Below are 16,673 nucleotides of genomic sequence, written 5' to 3'. Positions count from 1 at the left end.
GAGGCCCGCATGAGTGACATCCTCGCAGACAGCTTAGATGGCGTAGAACGCCGGTCGCTGGCTGACTTCACCGAAAATGCCTACCTCAACTACTCCATGTACGTGATCATGGACCGTGCCTTGCCGCATATCGGCGACGGCCTGAAACCGGTACAACGGCGCATCATCTACGCCATGAGTGAGTTGGGGCTGGACGCTGATTCCAAGCACAAGAAGTCGGCGCGTACCGTCGGTGACGTGCTCGGCAAGTTCCACCCACACGGCGACTCGGCGTGCTACGAAGCCATGGTGCTGATGGCCCAGCCGTTCAGCTACCGCTACACGCTGGTAGACGGGCAGGGTAACTGGGGTGCGCCGGATGATCCCAAGTCATTCGCCGCCATGCGATACACCGAGGCACGCCTGTCGCGTTACTCCGAAGTGCTGCTCAGCGAGTTGGGCCAGGGTACCGCGAACTGGGGCCCGAACTTCGACGGCACCCTGGACGAACCCTTGGTGTTGCCGGCACGTTTGCCGAATATCCTGCTCAATGGCACCACCGGCATCGCGGTCGGCATGGCCACCGACGTGCCGCCGCATAACCTGCGCGAAGTGGCCACCGCCTGCGTACGTTTGCTGGATGAACCCAAGGCCACGGTCGAGCAGCTCTGCGAGCATATCCAGGGCCCGGACTACCCGACCGAAGCGGAAATCATCACGCCGCGCGCCGACCTGCTGAAAATGTACGAAACCGGCAAGGGCTCGGTGCGCATGCGCGCCGTGTACCACATCGAAGACGGCGACATTATTGTCACCGCGCTGCCGCACCAGGTGTCCGGTGCCAAGGTGCTGGAGCAGATCGCCGCGCTGATGCAGGCCAAACCGTCGAAACTGCCGCAAGTCGCTGACCTGCGTGATGAGTCCGACCACGAGAACCCATGCCGCATCGTGATCATCCCGACCAACAGCCGGGTCGACCACGAGGTGCTGATGCAGCACCTGTTTGCCAGTACCGACTTGGAGTCGAGCTACCGGGTCAACGTCAACATCATCGGCCTGGACGGCAAGCCGCAGCTGAAAAACCTGCGCAACTTGCTGGTGGAGTGGCTGGAGTTCCGCATACAAACCGTGCGCCGCCGCCTGCAATTTCGCCTCGACAAGGTCGAGCGTCGCTTGCACTTGTTGGACGGCTTGCTGATTGCTTATCTCAACCTGGACGAAGTGATCCACATCATTCGTACCGCCGAGCACCCGAAAGCCGAGCTGATCGCGCGCTTCGAGCTGAGCGAGATCCAGGCCGACTACATTCTCGACACCCGCCTGCGTCAGTTGGCGCGCCTGGAAGAGATGAAGTTGCGCGACGAGCAGGATGCATTGCTCAAGGAACAAGCCAAGCTGCAAGCGCTGCTGGGCAGCGAAGCCAAGCTCAAGAAGCTGGTGCGCAGCGAACTGATCAAAGATGCCGAAACCTATGGTGATGACCGTCGCTCGCCAATCGTCGAGCGCGCAGAAGCGAAAGCTCTGACAGAAACCGAGCTGTTGCCTAACGAGAAAATTACCGTCGTTCTGTCGGAAAAGGGTTGGGTTCGCTCCGCCAAAGGGCATGATATTGACGCTACCGGCCTCTCGTACAAGGCCGGTGATGGCTTCAAGACCGCGGCTGCCGGGCGTTCCAACCAATTTGCAGTGTTTATCGATTCCACCGGGCGCAGTTACTCGGTGCCGGCGCACACGTTGCCTTCAGCGCGTGGCCAGGGCGAGCCGCTGACCGGGCGACTCACACCGCCACCGGGGGCGAGTTTCGAATGCGTGCTGCTGCCCGATGATGATTCGCTGTATGTGATCGCGTCCGACGCGGGTTACGGTTTTGTGGTCAAGGGTGAAGACCTGCAGGCCAAGAACAAGGCGGGCAAGGCGTTGTTGAGCTTGCCCAACAACGCCAAGGTGATCCTGCCGCGCACAGTGGAAGACCGCGAGAGCAACTGGCTGGCGTCGGTGACCACCGAAGGGCGTCTGCTGGTGTTCAAGATCAGCGACCTGCCGCAGCTGGGTAAAGGCAAGGGCAACAAGATTATTGGGATTCCCGGGGAGCGGGTGGCCAGTCGCGAAGAGTACGTGACCGACATTGCAGTGATCCCGGAAGGCTCAACCCTGGTACTTCAGGCTGGCAAACGCACGCTGTCGCTGCGTGCTGACGACCTGGAACATTACAAGGGTGAGCGTGGGCGGCGCGGTAACAAACTGCCGCGGGGCTTCCAGCGAGTGGATGCTTTGTTGGTCGAAACGCCGGTTTAAGGCGTATTAGAGCCCTCGATCTACGATTTAACGCGTAGATCGACGCTTTCGCGCTGGAGTCATGGCGCATATTCACGGATGATATGGCCTTTCCAGCGCCGGCGTGGCCGAGCGTGTTTAGGTTATTTTTAGTATTACATTGTGGTTCGCCTTGTGGCAGCCACCTGGATGGGATGATGACTGCTCCACGCCTTCCTTTATTTTTGATGCTCGCTGGCCTTTTGGGGCTGGCGGGTTGCAGCACGCACCAGCCGGTGTCGCTGTACCAGCTGGACAGCGGAAGTCCAGCTCAGCCAGCGCAAACCGCTGGCATGGCCGTATTGCTTGGCCCGGTAGTCGTTGCCGATTACCTGCAACGCGAAACCCTGCTGCAACGTCAGAACGACGGCAGCCTGCAAGGTTCCACTGACGGCCGTTGGGCGGGCAGTTTGTCGTCCGACATCAACCAGTTGATGTTGCGCCAAGTGGCCGGTCATCTGGACAGTCAGCGTGTGGTGCTCGCGCCTGCGCCAACCGGCTTTACTCCGGATGTGCAGGTGTTGCTGACCATTACGCGGCTTGACTCGGGCGCCTCGCAGCCGGCCATCCTCGACGCGCAGTGGCGTCTGATCGACCGCCGTGGCCAGGTGCGCGATAACCGCATCGTGCATTTGCAGGAAGAACACAGCGGCACCACCGCGTCCCAGGTCCAGGCCCAGGGCGTGTTGTTGCAGCATCTGGCGCAGCAGTTGTCGGTGGCGCTCAAGCCATTGGCCAACCAGCCGCCGGTTGCCGAGGCGCCGCGCAAGCAAGCCCCGGCTCAGGCCAAGCCCGCAGCGCCGGAAAAGCCGAAGATGCCGATGGCTACGCCGATTCGTACGGACATGGAAGTGTTCAGGTTCTGATCTGAATCGCAGACAAACAAAAAGGCCCGCTGAGTAAGCGGGCCTTTTTGTTTGTCCGGGATTTGAGTTGCGCTGCAGATTAATGTGGGAGCGGGCTTGCCCGCGAGTGCGTTGGATCAGTCGATAAGCCTGGCCACTGACACGCCGCCTTCGCGAGCAAGCCCGCTCCCCCACAAGCCCACTGCTCAGTGGGCTGGGCGGTGTCTTCAGGACTTGGTACGGGTCTCATGCATCCGCGCCAACTGCCGCTCCAGCATCGACGGATACGGCTCCATCAAGCGTTCCACACAGCTGGCGCCTTCAGGGCTGGCAATCGGGCGGATACGCGCGCGTTGGCGAATCAACGCGTCTTCGCTGATCTTGCGCTCCACCAGCAGCAGGTTGCGGCTGTGTTGCGACAAGGCCAGCGCATCCTGGGCGATTTCAGTCAGCAGCAGGTCGATCTGGCTCATGCCAAACAGATCATCGCCCACGGTCAAACCAAGCTGCAGTTGCAAGGTGATGCCGCTGTCGGCCACTTCGATCTGCAGGGCATGGCCGAGGGCGCGCAACAACTCGCCGCAGCAAATGGCGTTGGTCAGGTAATCTTCGCCGCTGTCTTCGCTGTGGAACAGCATCAGCGTGCTGCCGTCGTTCAGGGTGTGCAGTTCGCTCTGATACAGCGAGGCGGCCTGGTCCAGGCAGTCGCGGTAGCGTTCCAGCAATTCCGTCAGGCGGGCGCGGGGCAGGCGGCGCAGTTGGTCCTGGGCGCCCAGTTGCACGGCCAATACGGCGCTGTGCTGGGGCTCGGTGTTCTTCACCGGCGCAGGCTTAGGCGCGACGGCCGCGGTGGCGGCCGAGGTATCGCGCAGGTCGGAGAACGGGTCTTCGTCATCCAGTTCATCTTCCTCCGCCTTGATGACCTGGCGGGGCGCGGGCTTGAGGCCTGCCACCGGCGCACTTTCGTCAAAGCCTGGATCACGCAGGTCGCGCACTTCAAACTCGGGTTCGTCGTCGTAATCGGTGTCGTCGTACTCGGGTTCGGGCTCGACCTCGGGCACTACCGGCTCGGGCGCGAAGCTGGCGTGAAGCTGGCGGGCGAGGTCGCCGATCTCATCCTGGCGATCAGTGGCCGGGGTGTGTTCGTCAATATCGCGCAGCCAGATGCGCAACTGCATCAGCGGCGTGGAGATATGCCGCCCCAGGCGCAAGCTCAAGGCCAGGGCCAATGCCAACAGGATCGCGCTGAGGATGCCCATGCTTTGCAGGCTGATGGTCATCGGCTGCTGGAATTGCTGCATGTCCAGGCTGATGCGCAGTTGGCCGGCCTTCACATCCTGAAACGTGATGTTGCTCGAATACAAACCTTCGGCTTCACCCAGCAAGCCGTTTTTCGGGCGTTGCCCGGCTTCGGCCATGATCCGGTTGTCCACGCTGTAAATCGCGGCGTGGGCCACCAACGGGTTCTTGGTCAGGTTGTTGAGCAGCACGTTGAGGCTGAGAATGTCGTTGGACACCAGCAACTCAGTCGCCGACGTGGCGGTCTGAGTGGTCAGGCTCTCGCCCAGGGCGTCGGCTTGCTCGTGCATGGCCTGCTTGAACTGCAAGCCCATCACGCAGGCATAGATCACCAGGGCCAGAGCGACCAGGATCACGTTATGGCTGGCGATGCGTAATGCGATCGGTACACGGCGGTGGCGCAGTGCCCGGAAGATCAGCAGGAAGAAGTTATCGGTTTTTACTGGCGTAGGCCGGTTCACTTGAGCTCGGCTCTTTAGTCCGTGAAGTTGACGCGCAGTATAGCGACAGGCCTGGGACCGGCAAAGCGCTGGCTGTGCCCGATGGTCACTGAAAGTGGGTAGAATGCGGTTTTTTTCCAGCCTGGGGGTGCGCTTTGCGCGAAATTGTCCTGATAAACATCACAGGTGTTGACCGACCGGGTCTCACCGCAGCCATTACCGGTGTGCTGGCCCAGGGTGGTGTGAACATTCTCGACATCGGCCAGGCGGTGATCCACGACACCCTCTCGTTCGGCATCCTCGTGGAAATCCCGAGTACCGAACAGGCTTCTTCGGTGCTCAAGGACATCCTGTTTACGGCGTATAAGCTCGATCAGCAGGTGCGTTTCACGCCGGTGTCCGAAGCCGATTACCAGCATTGGGTGGAAGGCCAGGGCAAAAAACGCCACATCGTTACGCTGCTGACCCGCAAGGTCACCGCCGAGCAATTGCAACGTGTCAGCTCGATTACCGCCCAGTACGGTTTGAATATTGATCATATCGACCGTTTGTCGGGTCGCATGCCGCTTGATACGCCAGCCGACAAAGGCAAGGGCTGCATCGAGTTTTCCGTGCGCGGCGAACCGGCGGATCCGCAAGCCCTGCGCGCCGAGTTCTTGAGCGTGGCTCAGGAACTGAATGTCGACATCGCCTTCCAGGAAGACTCGCTGTTCCGCCGCAACCGCCGCCTGGCGGTGTTCGACATGGACTCCACGCTGATTGAAGCCGAAGTCATCGACGAGCTGGCCAAGGCTGCCGGTGTGGGCGAGCAAGTGTCTGAAATTACCGAGCGCGCCATGGCCGGTGAGCTGGATTTCCGTGCCAGCTTCAAGGAGCGCCTGGCGCTGCTCAAAGGCCTGGATGTGAGCGTGCTGGACTCGATCGGCGCCTCGCTGCGCCTGACCGAAGGCGCCGAAACCCTGTTCGCCGAGCTCAAGCGCCTGGGCTACAAGACCGCGATTCTATCGGGCGGCTTTACCTACTTCGCCAAGCAACTGCAGGCCAAGCTGGGCATCGATTATGTGTTCGCCAACGAGCTGGAAGTGGTGGATGGCAAGGTGACGGGCGTGGCGGTGGAGCCGATTGTCGACGCGCAGCGCAAAGCGGATTTGCTGAGGGAATTGGCGCATAAGGAAGGTTTGCGTCTGGAACAGACCATTGCGGTCGGTGACGGCGCCAATGATTTGCCGATGCTGGCAATCGCCGGGTTGGGTGTGGCGTTCCGCGCCAAGCCGCTGGTCAAGCAATCGGCCAAGCAGGCGATCTCGACGTTGGGGCTGGATGGCGTGTTGTACCTGCTGGGCTTGCGCGACCGCGACGGTCAGTTGTAACTGGCAAAACGCAGTTGAAAATGTGGGAGGGGGCTTGCCCCCGATTGCGATGAGTCAGTCACCCGATGAGGTGACTGAAACACAGCTTTCGGGGGGCAAGCCCCCTCCCACATTGGGTTTGGTGTCAGGCTTTAGGAGCGGCGATGCCCTGGCCCATCTGTACCGGCGTGCCTGCCACCAGTTCTTCGGCCCACTTAACCTGGTCCGGCCCGAACAGCACAATTGCAGTCGAACCCAGCTTGAAGCGGCCCAGTTCTGCGCCTTTCTCCAAGTGAATCGGTGCGCGTGCAGCCTCGTCGTAGCGGAAGGTTTTCAGCTCGCGTTTTGGCGGCGTCACCAGCCCGGCCCATACGGTTTCAATCGACGCGACGATCATCGCACCCACCAACACCACCGCCATCGGGCCGCGTTCGGTGTCGAACAGGCAGACAACACGTTCGTTACGGGCAAACAGTTCAGGCACGTTTTCGGCGGTGGTCTGGTTGACCGAGAAAATTCGACCTGGCACGTAGACCATCTCGCGAAGCGTACCGGCCAGCGGCATATGCACGCGGTGGTAGTCCTTGGGCGACAGGTAAATAGTGGCGAAATCACCGCCCATAAACGGTGCAGCCAATGCGGCATCGCCGCCCAGCAATTCCAGCACGCTGAAGCTGTGGCCCTTGGCCTGGAACACGCGGCCGTGTTCGATTGGGCCAAGCTGGCTGACGGCGCCGTCGGCCGGGCTGAGTACCGCGCCTGGGGTTTGATCCAGCGGGCGCGCGCCGTCTTTCAAGGCGCGGGTGAAGAAGGCGTTGAAATGCTCGTAGGCGGTCAAGTCTTCAACCAGGGCTTGGGACATGTCCACCTGATAGCGCTTGGCGAACCAGGCGGTGAAGGCGTTCTTGAACCAGCGCACGCGGCACTCGGCGATGCAGCCGGCCAGTCGCGAGAGCAAGTGGTGCGGCAGCAAGTACTGGCTGAGGATAAACAACTGCTTTTTCATTAACTGTCCTTAAACCTTAAATCTCAACGGGGGTGTCGGGGTGGTTGCCCCATTCGCCCCAGGAACCGGCATAACCTTTGACTCGCGGATAACCGAGCGCCTTGGCCACCAGGTAGGTGAAGCCAGAGCGGTGGTGAGTCTGGCAGTGGGTGATGATTTCTTTGTCTTTGGTCAACCCGAGGTCTTCCAGGATCTGCGGCATGTCGCGGCGGATACGCAGGCTGCGCGCCTTGTCCATGCCGGCGGTCCATTCGAAGTTCACCGCGCCGGGGATGTGTCCGCCCTTGGCTGCGAGCACTTTCTCGCCGGAGTATTCCAGGGGGCCGCGTGCGTCCCAGATACCCAGGTCGGCCGCGCCAAGTCGGCTTTGCAGGTATTCGCGGGTGGCGGTAGGGCCGTCGTGCAAGGTCAGGCTCACCGGCCCGCCGACAGGGGCGGGCACCTCGGTGGAAAGCGGGTGCTGACCGTCCAGCCATGCCAGCAGGCCGCCGTCCAGGTAGTGGTATTTCTGGTGGCCGATCACGTCGAGCAACCAGATGAAGCGCCCGGCCCAGCCGCCGCCTTCGTCGTCGTAGACCACGTAGGTGGCATCCGGGGTGTGGCCCAGTTCGCCGAACAATTTTTCGAGGTCAGCCTTGTGCGGCAGCAAACCGGGTGCGGGCGCCTGGCCCAGTTGGGTGCGCTTGGGGTCAACGAAATGCGCGCCGGGGATATGCCCTTCGGCGTAGCGGGCAGCACTGGTGAGGTCCACCAGAATCAGGTGTTCGGCATCCAGTTGACCGAGCAGGTCGCTGGACTCGATCACCAGCGGCAAGCCAGAGAAGTCAGGCATGTGAGGTCTCCTGGGCACAATTGTTGGCGATAAAAGAGGGCGATTGTAGCGCAAGCATCAAGCGCTGCGGTTGGTAAAGCTGTGCAGCGCTTTCTCGATGCATTGAGCGGTTTTGCCGAAGGCCTGCACGGTGGTTTCCGAGAAGGGGCCACCGCCCTGATCGGCGACCATCAGCATCACGACCTTGCCGTTGCAGCTCAACGAACGCAGCAACAGGTGTTCGCCATTGAACAGGCGGCGCAGGATCGGCGGCAGCAAGGCCGAGAACTGTGCGTGGTTGTCTGGCGTGAGGCGTACCTGGGCAGACTTTTCCAGCAGGCGCTGCAGCAGCGTGCTGTTGACCACGTCCAGGCTCAGGTTTGCCGCGTCCCTGGGCAAGCCGTCAGCCTGGTGCACGCGCAAGGTGCTCAAGGCGCGGTCCGCCATGAACAGCAAGACGCGCTGCATGCCACTGGCGACCAAGGCTTCTCGGGCACAGGTAGTCAGGTGCATGGCATTGGCAAAACGGCTCGGTTCGACCAGCAGCTCGGTGCAACGCTTGCGCCACACGGCGAGTGCCTCGGCAGTGGGCGGCGGCGCCGGCAACAGGCCGCGATGGATTTTCTGCACATGCCACGGCCAGATCAGCGACAACGCCGGGTGCCAGAGGTCAGGCATCAAGGTTGTGCGTGCGCTGGTCACCGCTTGCTGGTGAACTTGTTGCTGCACGTCACTCAGCGGCTCTTGCAGGTACAGCGCCGTGAGGTACTGCCAGCGCTCGGTGTGCGGGCAAGTCCAGGATTCCTGCGCCGACATCGCCAGGCCGTTGGCCAGCAGCACAGTGTTGGCCGGCTGGTTCAGCCAGCGGCGCAGGTTGGGTTCGGCGTCGAGCAATTGCTGTTGGCGCAGCGCGTCGTCTTCACGGGCGATGCGCAGCGCCTTGACCAGCAAGCGCTGTTCAGTCAGCAGCAGGTTGTAGCCTTGGGAGACCCAGATCGGCAGGTGCCAGGCTTCGGTCAAACCGCGGCACAAGTCCAGCAGGCGCACACCGAACAGTGCCTGTTCGACCTTGTGTGCCGACTGGCCTTTGTGGATCACCCGCAGTTCCCATTCTTCCAGAAGCTTGGGGTACGCGACGGCCATCGGCCACAGCGGCGACAGAAACAGCAGGCTGCCCCAATGAATGTCTTGCCACAACCGCGCAAGGCGGCTGGCGAACAAACCGTTGGCTTGCTGGGAGGCGTGCTGGCTCACCAGCAGCAGTTGGCGCAGGGCCACCGGAATGTCTTTTTCCGGCACCGAGGGCAGGCGCGCCAGCAACTCCTCGGCGCGTTTGAGGCCGAGGCGGTTGAGCGCCACTTCGAGGTTTTCCGCCGGCCCCGACAGGCTGCCATGGGCCTGGCCGTTAGCCTCGCGCATCACGCTGAGCACCAGCGCCGGGCTGTGTTGCATCAGCTCAGCAATATCCCGTAAAGAACTACGGCTATCGCGGATGGCCTTGCACACGCGTTCGTGACTAGCCTGAGGAACAGGCAGCAGCACATCGTCCAGGCGCTTTATCCAAGTCGCGAGGGTAGTGGGTTTTGTCGTTGGAGCTGTCGTTTCATTAGCCATGATTGGGGCGCGATCATCACTTGCGTTCTACACGCCCGGAACGGGCCGAATTGGCTTTTCGCCTTAACGGGCTATAGTCTGGCGCAGTTTTGCCGATAAGTAGAACAAGAGTTTTCAGCTTCACCCAATATGTCCATGAACCCGACGGCGCAAGTACCAATCTCCTATGGCTAAAATTATCGGCATCATCGTCGTCATCGCAAGTGTGCTCGGTGGGTACGTCCTGTCCCACGGTAAAATTGCCGCGCTGATCCAGCCCTTCGAAGTGTTGATCATCGGCGGTGCCGCGTTTGGCGCATTCCTGCAGGCCAACCCCGGCTACATGACCATGCACGTGATCAAGAAGTCGCTGGGCATGTTCAGCTCGCGCTTCTCCCACACCTTTTATTTGGAAGTGCTGGGGCTGATCTACGAGATCCTCAACAAGAGTCGCCGCGAAGGCATGATGGCTATCGAAGGCGACATCGAAGACGCCGCCGCCAGCCCGATTTTCGCCAAGTACCCGGCGGTGCTCAAAGACGAGCGCATGACCGCCTACATCTGCGACTACCTGCGCATCATGTCCTCCGGCAACATGGCGCCGCACGAGCTGGAAGGCTTGTTCGACATGGAGTTGTTCAGCCTTAAGGAAGAGCTGGAACACCCATCCCACGCCGTGACCGGCATCGCCGACGGCATGCCCGGTTTCGGTATCGTCGCGGCGGTACTCGGCATCGTGGTGACCATGGCGTCCCTGGGCGAAGGCGACCAGAAGGCCATCGGCATGCACGTGGGCGCGGCCCTGGTGGGTACCTTCTTCGGTATTCTTGCCGCCTACGGTTTCTTCGGCCCACTGGCCACTTCCCTGGCCCACGATGCCAAGGAAGAAGTGAATTTGTACGAAGCAATCAAGGCCTGTCTGGTGGCTTCGGCGTCCGGCATGCCGCCATCGCTGGCGGTGGAGTTCGGGCGCAAGGTGCTGTACCCGAAACATCGCCCAAGTTTTGCCGAGCTGGAACAAGCGGTTCGCGGTCGCTAAGTCATGGAAAACAACCAGCCGATAATCATCAAGCGCGTCAAGCGCTTCGCTGCGGGGCACCATGGCGGCGCCTGGAAAATCGCCTTCGCCGACTTTGCGACGGCGATGATGGCGTTCTTCCTGGTGCTGTGGCTGATGTCCACCGCCACGCCCGAACAGAAGATCGCCATCGCCGGTTACTTCAAAGACCCGATTGGCTTTTCGGAAAGCGGCACACCGTTTGTCATCGACCTGGGCGGCTCGCCGCAGCTGGCGCCCGAGCGCACCATCAACCCGGAGGTCAAGACCGAATCGCCGCAGGAAAACATTCCAATCGAGCGCGACACCGTCGAGGCCATGGCCGAGCAGGTCGAGCAGGAACGCCTGGAATTGTTGCTGCAGGAACTGCAGACCAAGGTTGAAGAGAATCCGCAGCTGCTGAAATTCAAGGATCAGATTTCTTTCGAAATCACGCCGGAAGGCTTGCGCATCCAGATCACCGACGCCGCCAACCGGCCGATGTTCGACTCTGGCAGCGCGCGCCTGAAACCCTATTTTGAAGACATCCTGCTGGCCATGGCTGACACCATCAAGGCGGTGCCGAACAAGATCAGCATCAGCGGCCACACCGACGCCAAGCCGTATGCGGGCCAGGGTGACTTCGGCAACTGGGAACTCTCGGCCAACCGCGCCAACGCCGCCCGCCGTGCGCTGGTCGCGGGCAGCTACCCGGACCCGCAAGTGGCACGTGTGGTGGGTTTTGCGTCGTCGCAGCTATTTGATCCTAAAGATCCGTTCAACCCGATCAACCGTCGGATTGATATTGTCGTGCTGACCAAAAAGGCCCAGCGTGCGATCGAAGGCGATCAGGGCGCAGCGCCGGCAGCACCGACCCAAGGCGAAGGCGCACCGGGCGAAGTGCCGGCCGACCCGAACGCGATTCCGCCAGGGCAGGAGCCGCTGCCGGCCCACGAGCTGCGGCAGAAGCTGAACCTGTTTGATGATGGTGGGGTGAAAGATCCTACGGCGCCTGGCTCGTAACAGAGCGATTGTGGCGAGCGGGCTCGCCACAACGGTTCAGTAACTGCTCTCGGGCAAGCTCGCAATAATCGACCGGTAGCTGTTCATGCGCTGCTGCTGAACGCGACCGTCTTCCAGCGCCTTGAGCAGTGCACAACCGGGCTCGCGGTCGTGTTTGCAGTCGCGGAAGCGGCAGGTGCCGATCAGGTCGTTGAACTCGATGAAGCCCGCTTCCACATCGCTGCGGCTGACGTGGCCCAAGCCAAATTCACGAATACCCGGGGAGTCGATCAGCTCACCGCCGCCCGGGAAGTGGAACAACCGCGCGGTGGTGGTGGTGTGGGTGCCCTGGCCGGACAGTTCCGACAGCGGGCCGACACGGGTGTCGACTTCCGGCAGCAGGCTGTTGACCAGCGACGACTTGCCCACGCCCGACTGGCCGACGAACACACTGATGCGCCCGTCCAACTGCTGTTGCAGCTGTTCCATGCCATTGCCGTGATGCGCCGAAACTTCCAGCACCGGGTAACCCAGCGTGCGGTAGACCGCCAGTAGCGCGTTGAGCGCCGGGGCGTTTTGCTCGTCGATCAGGTCGAATTTGTTCAGCAGCAACAGCGGGCGAATGCCGGCATGCTCGGCTGCGACCAGGTAGCGGTCGATCAGGTTGGCATGCGGCTCGGGCAGCGGCGCGAACACGATCACGATCATGTCGACGTTGGCGGCCACGGGCTTGAGCTGGCCGCGGCTGTCAGGGCGGCGCAATTCGGTGGTGCGCGGCAACTGGGCGACGATCACGCCGATGCCCTGGTTGCCGGCGCGCCACACGACCTTGTCGCCGGTCACCAGCGCAGGCAGGTTGGCGCGCAAGTGGCAGCGGGAGACAGAGCCTGCGAGTTCGCCTTCCAGCGCCTCGACTTCGACCTGCACACCAAAGTGCGCGATCACCAGGCCCGTCTGTTCGGGGCCCAGGTCGCCGCCCTCGAGCGCCTCTACGGCGGAGGATTCACGTTTGGCGGCGCGAGCAGCGCGCTCACCTTGGATCTTTTCGATGCGCCAGTTTTGGCGACGATTGAGCTGGCGTTTGGCCATGGGTGTTCCGTGTCGATAATGCAAAAGTTAGGTAAAACGGTCGCGAGTCTAGCACGCCCCTGCCTGCTAAACTGCGCAGCTACGCCAAGGTGCCAAGAGAATCAAGCCATGCAAAACCCACAGAACCTGATTTGGATCGATCTGGAAATGACCGGTCTGAACCCCGACACCGACGTCATCATCGAGATGGCGACGATTGTCACCGACAGCAACCTCAACACCTTGGCCGAAGGTCCGGTGATCGCCATTCACCACAGCGACGCCGTCCTCGCCACCATGGATGAGTGGAATACGCGCACCCACGGCAACTCCGGCCTAACCCAGCGCGTGCGTGACAGCCGCATCAGCATGCGCGACGCCGAAGCTGAAACCATCGCCTTCCTTGAAAAATGGGTGCCCAAGGGCAAGTCGCCGATCTGCGGCAACAGCATCTGCCAGGATCGTCGCTTCCTTTATACACATATGAAGGGGCTGGAGAGCTACTTCCACTATCGCAACCTGGATGTGTCTACCTTGAAAGAGCTGGCTGCGCGTTGGGCGCCGGAAGTCAAAGACAGCTTCCATAAGGGCAGCACCCATTTGGCGTTGGATGATATTCGCGAGTCGATTGCTGAGTTGCAGCATTACCGCAAGCATTTCATCAAGGCCTGAATCTGTGGCGCCTGGCCCGGCGCCTTCGCGAGCAAGCCCGCTCCCACATTCGACTGCATTCCAAAGGTGGAACTCGGTTAAATGTGGGAGCGGGCTTGCTCGCGAAGGGCGCGACGCGGTCTTTCGCCTGGCGCCCCCTTTTGGTGCCATCACCAAATGATTAGACTGCGCGCCTCATTGCAAGGATCGCCATCATGCTGTTGATGCTCTACCTCATCGCCATCACCGCCGAAGCCATGACCGGCGCGCTGTCCGCCGGGCGGCGGGGCATGGACTGGTTTGGGGTGGTGCTGATTGCCTGCGTCACGGCATTGGGCGGTGGTTCGGTACGCGATGTATTGCTTGGGCATTACCCGCTGACCTGGGTCAAACACCCGGAATACCTGGTGTTGACCTCCATCGCTGCGTTGGTGACGATCTTTATCGCACCGTTGATGCGCCATCTGCGGTCACTGTTCCTGGCGCTGGACGCCGTGGGCCTGGTGGCGTTCACTTTGATCGGCTGCATGACCGCCCTGGAAATGGGCCATGGCATGTTGGTGGCGTCAGTCAGCGGGGTAATTACTGGCGTATTCGGCGGCATCCTGCGGGATATTTTCTGCAACGACATCCCGCTGATCTTCCGCCGTGAGCTGTACGCCAGCGTGTCGTTCCTTGCCGCCTGGTTCTACATGCTGTGCCTTTATCTGCAGTTGCCCAGCGAGCAAGCGATCCTGCTGACCTTGTTCAGCGGCTTTCTGTTGCGCCTGCTGGCCATCCGTTTTCACTGGGAAATGCCCAAGTTCGTCTACAACGACGACGTGCACTAGCGTGTAGCGTGCTGGTTGAGCGCCCACTCGACGTGTTCGCGCACCAAGTCCGATGGGTAATCCCGACGCGCCTTTAAAGCTTCCAGCACTGGAATGCTCGATGGCGCATTGCCCAGCCCAACGGCCAGGTTGCGCAGCCAGCGTTCATAACCGGCGCGGCGTAGCGGCGAACCTTCGGTGCTGCTGAGGAATTTATCCTCGTCCCACATAAACAGTTCGGCCAGCTCGGCGTTGTCCAGGTTGTGCCGAGGCTTGAAATCGCCTTCGGCGGTAGGTCGGGCGAAACGATTCCACGGGCAAACGATCTGACAGTCATCGCAACCGAACACGCGATTGCCGATCAGCGGGCGCAGGTCTTCAGGAATTGAGCTTTTGAGCTCGATGGTGAGGTAGGAAATGCAGCGTCGCGCGTCCAGTACATAGGGGCCGACAAACGCGTTGGTGGGGCAGATGTCCAGGCAAGCGGTGCAGCGGCCGCAGTGCTCGGTGGCGTGAGGCGGATCTACCGGCAGTGGCAAATCGACAAACAGCTCGCTCAGGAAGAAATAACTGCCGGCCTTGCGATTGAGCACCAGGGTGTTTTTGCCGATCCAGCCGAGACCGGCCTGCTCGGCGATGGCTTTTTCCAGCACCGGCGCGCTGTCGACAAACGCGCGAAAGCCAAACGGGCCGATCTGGGCCTGAATGCGATCGGCCAGTTGCTGCACGCGCTTGCGGATGAGCTTGTGGTAATCGCGGCCAAGGGCGTAACGGGAGATGTAGGCTTTTTCTGGCTTGGCCAGCAACTGCGCCATTTGGGTGTCGCCTGGCAGATAATCCATGCGCAGCGAGACCACGCGCAGAGTGCCCGGCACCAGTTCATCGGGATGCGAGCGTTTGCTGCCATGGGCGCCCATGTAGTCCATCTCGCCGTGGTAGCCCGCGTCGAGCCAGCGTTGCAGGTGCTGCTCATGCTCGGCCAGGTCCAGGCCGCTGATGCCGACTTGTTGAAAGCCCAGCTCGCGGCCCCAGTCTTTGATCGATTGGGCGAGGGCGGGCAGATCGGTGGTGATGGCAGGCATGAGACAAGGGAAACCGCAGGTTAGATAGGTATAATTCTGCCAGACATCGGAGCTTGAAGACGCATGCCGCAGACAAAACACGCAATAACCGACGTACAGCCTCTATTGCACGGCCATTTGCCGCAACTGGCTGCACGCTCCCCGGACGCCCATAAAGGCCAGTTCGGTCACCTGCTGGTCATCGGCGGCGACCACGGCTTTGGCGGCGCCGCGCTGCTGAGCGCCGAAAGCGCCTTGCGCAGTGGCGCGGGCATGGTCTCGCTGGCCACGCGCCCTGAACACATTCCCGCCGCCCTGGCGCGCCTGCCGGAAGTCATGACCGTTGGCGTGAGTTCGGCCAATCAGTTGATGGGGCTGCTGGAAAAAATCTCGGTGATCGTCATCGGTCCAGGCCTCGGTGAGGCGTCCTGGGGCAAAAGTTTGTTATCCGTCGCCGCCAACGCCAAACAGGCGCAAGTCTGGGATGCGGACGCCTTGAATCAACTGGCTACCGGCAGCGTCAGCCTGCCGGCCAACTCGGTGATCACGCCACATCCTGGCGAAGCAGCGCGCTTGATGGGCATGAAGACAGCCGAGGTTCAGGCCGATCGCCTTAAGGTGGCGCGCGCGTTGAGCCAGAAATTCAATGCAGTGGCTATTCTCAAGGGTGCTGGCAGTTTGATTGCCAGCCCGGACGGGCGTGTTTCGCGCTGTGACCAGGGCCATCCGGCGATGGCCACGGCGGGTCTGGGGGATGTGTTGAGTGGTCTGGTCGGCGCGTTGCTGGCCCAGGGCATGCCGGCTTATGAAGCCAGCTGCCTGGCGGTGTGGTTGCACGCCACGGCGGGGGATCGCCAAGGCACTTTCGGTCGCGGGCTGGCTGCCAGTGACCTGATACCTGCCATTCGTCAATTGCTGGAGGAGCAGTCACCGTGTCTGAAGTAACGCTTTTTCTGGGCGATGAAGACGCCATGGTTGCGTTCGGAAATCGCATCGCCCACGTCACAAACGGCGCGGGGCTGATCTTTCTCGAAGGCGACCTGGGGGCGGGCAAGACCACGCTGTCACGCGGCATTATTCGCGGGTTGGGCCACACGGGCGCGGTAAAAAGCCCGACGTTCACCCTGGTCGAACCCTACGAGATCGGTAAAGTTCGCGCCTTCCATTTTGACCTGTATCGTCTGGTCGACCCGGAAGAACTGGAATACATGGGCATCCGTGATTACTTCGACGAAGACGCGTTGTGCCTGATCGAGTGGCCAGATAAAGGCACAGGCTTTTTGCCAAAGCCGGACCTGACCATTACCATTACGCCGCATGACCACGGACGTCAGCTGAAGTTGTTGCCCCAGAGCGCGCGCGGTGAGTCGTGGTGCGCCGCTCTGGCACTGGAATTCAAATAAAATTGGTG

At 61.3% G+C, this 16,673-nt stretch carries 15 protein-coding genes; 9 read left to right on the top strand and 6 right to left on the bottom strand.

What is annotated here, in order from left to right:
- The first annotated feature begins 9 nt into the window (after nucleotides 1-9).
- Entirely contained in the window at nucleotides 10-2,274 is a 2,265-nt protein-coding gene (gene parC, locus AACV02_RS26590; RefSeq protein ID WP_106577610.1) for a DNA topoisomerase IV subunit A, read from the top strand.
- A 176-nt stretch (nucleotides 2,275-2,450) separates the two neighbouring features.
- On the top strand, nucleotides 2,451-3,158 hold the full coding sequence (locus AACV02_RS26585) for a PqiC family protein (protein WP_164487902.1): 708 nt from the start codon (nucleotides 2,451-2,453) through the stop codon (nucleotides 3,156-3,158).
- 206 nt (nucleotides 3,159-3,364) lie between these two features.
- Here the strand turns inward: AACV02_RS26585 and AACV02_RS26580 are convergent, their stop codons facing one another.
- The gene (locus AACV02_RS26580; protein WP_119737937.1) at nucleotides 3,365-4,897 is read right to left on the bottom strand and encodes an AhpA/YtjB family protein; all 1,533 of its coding nucleotides are present in this window, start codon (nucleotides 4,895-4,897) and stop codon (nucleotides 3,365-3,367) included.
- A gap of 134 nt (nucleotides 4,898-5,031) precedes the next feature.
- On the opposite strand from AACV02_RS26580, the gene serB reads away from it, so the two are divergent.
- Nucleotides 5,032-6,246, top strand: coding sequence for a phosphoserine phosphatase SerB (gene serB / locus AACV02_RS26575; RefSeq protein WP_106577613.1), 1,215 nt, complete (start codon nucleotides 5,032-5,034; stop codon nucleotides 6,244-6,246).
- 124 nt (nucleotides 6,247-6,370) lie between these two features.
- Here serB and asd read toward each other — a convergent pair whose 3' ends face one another.
- The 3 genes from asd to AACV02_RS26560 are packed head-to-tail and all read right to left on the bottom strand — an operon-like array spanning nucleotide 6,371 to nucleotide 9,656.
- Nucleotides 6,371-7,231 carry an archaetidylserine decarboxylase gene (asd, locus tag AACV02_RS26570; protein ID WP_106577614.1) on the bottom strand — a complete coding sequence of 287 codons (861 nt, stop codon included), beginning with the start codon at nucleotides 7,229-7,231 and terminating at the stop codon, nucleotides 6,371-6,373.
- Between the two features lie 16 nt (nucleotides 7,232-7,247).
- Nucleotides 7,248-8,063, bottom strand: coding sequence for a thiosulfate sulfurtransferase (rhdA, locus tag AACV02_RS26565; protein ID WP_119737934.1), 816 nt, complete (start codon nucleotides 8,061-8,063; stop codon nucleotides 7,248-7,250).
- Between the two features lie 57 nt (nucleotides 8,064-8,120).
- On the bottom strand, nucleotides 8,121-9,656 hold the full coding sequence (locus tag AACV02_RS26560; protein ID WP_119737932.1) for an HDOD domain-containing protein: 1,536 nt from the start codon (nucleotides 9,654-9,656) through the stop codon (nucleotides 8,121-8,123).
- 166 nt (nucleotides 9,657-9,822) lie between these two features.
- Between AACV02_RS26560 and motA the strand changes: the two genes are divergently transcribed.
- Together motA and motB are read left to right on the top strand one after the other, a co-directional pair.
- The gene (motA, locus tag AACV02_RS26555; protein ID WP_003217532.1) at nucleotides 9,823-10,674 is read left to right on the top strand and encodes a flagellar motor stator protein MotA; all 852 of its coding nucleotides are present in this window, start codon (nucleotides 9,823-9,825) and stop codon (nucleotides 10,672-10,674) included.
- A gap of 3 nt (nucleotides 10,675-10,677) precedes the next feature.
- Nucleotides 10,678-11,694, top strand: a complete 1,017-nt coding sequence (gene motB / locus AACV02_RS26550) for a flagellar motor protein MotB (protein WP_106577617.1) — start codon at nucleotides 10,678-10,680, stop codon at nucleotides 11,692-11,694.
- Between the two features lie 36 nt (nucleotides 11,695-11,730).
- On the opposite strand, the gene rsgA is transcribed toward motB, so the two are convergent.
- Entirely contained in the window at nucleotides 11,731-12,762 is a 1,032-nt protein-coding gene (rsgA, locus tag AACV02_RS26545) for a small ribosomal subunit biogenesis GTPase RsgA (protein ID WP_003171340.1), read from the bottom strand.
- Between the two features lie 108 nt (nucleotides 12,763-12,870).
- Here rsgA and orn point away from each other — a divergent pair, with 108 nt between their 5' ends.
- Together orn and AACV02_RS26535 are read left to right on the top strand one after the other, a co-directional pair.
- Nucleotides 12,871-13,413 (top strand): oligoribonuclease, encoded by a 543-nt coding sequence (gene orn, locus AACV02_RS26540; protein ID WP_056860533.1) that lies wholly within the window; start codon nucleotides 12,871-12,873, stop codon nucleotides 13,411-13,413.
- Between the two features lie 191 nt (nucleotides 13,414-13,604).
- The gene (locus AACV02_RS26535) at nucleotides 13,605-14,222 is read left to right on the top strand and encodes a trimeric intracellular cation channel family protein (protein ID WP_177410090.1); all 618 of its coding nucleotides are present in this window, start codon (nucleotides 13,605-13,607) and stop codon (nucleotides 14,220-14,222) included.
- Here the strand turns inward: AACV02_RS26535 and queG are convergent.
- Nucleotides 14,219-15,283, bottom strand: a complete 1,065-nt coding sequence (gene queG / locus AACV02_RS26530; protein ID WP_119737930.1) for a tRNA epoxyqueuosine(34) reductase QueG — start codon at nucleotides 15,281-15,283, stop codon at nucleotides 14,219-14,221. The two genes, AACV02_RS26535 and queG, sit on opposite strands and share 4 nt — an antisense overlap.
- 63 nt (nucleotides 15,284-15,346) lie before the next feature.
- Between queG and AACV02_RS26525 the strand changes: the two genes are divergently transcribed.
- Both AACV02_RS26525 and tsaE read left to right on the top strand, forming a co-directional pair.
- Nucleotides 15,347-16,207 carry an NAD(P)H-hydrate dehydratase gene (locus AACV02_RS26525; protein WP_119737928.1) on the top strand — a complete coding sequence of 287 codons (861 nt, stop codon included), beginning with the start codon at nucleotides 15,347-15,349 and terminating at the stop codon, nucleotides 16,205-16,207.
- A complete protein-coding gene (gene tsaE, locus AACV02_RS26520) occupies nucleotides 16,195-16,665 on the top strand; it encodes a tRNA (adenosine(37)-N6)-threonylcarbamoyltransferase complex ATPase subunit type 1 TsaE (RefSeq protein WP_106577621.1) in 471 nt (156 codons plus the stop codon). Before AACV02_RS26525 ends, tsaE begins: the two co-directional genes overlap by 13 nt.
- Nucleotides 16,666-16,673 lie beyond the last annotated feature (8 nt).

Origin of the sequence: Pseudomonas sp. Larv2_ips (assembly GCF_963879675.1) — a bacterium.
Taxonomy (GTDB): Bacteria; Pseudomonadota; Gammaproteobacteria; order Pseudomonadales; family Pseudomonadaceae; genus Aquipseudomonas.
The sequence above is the reverse complement of the archived record's forward strand: the minus strand, read 5'-3'. Positions and strand labels throughout refer to the sequence as shown.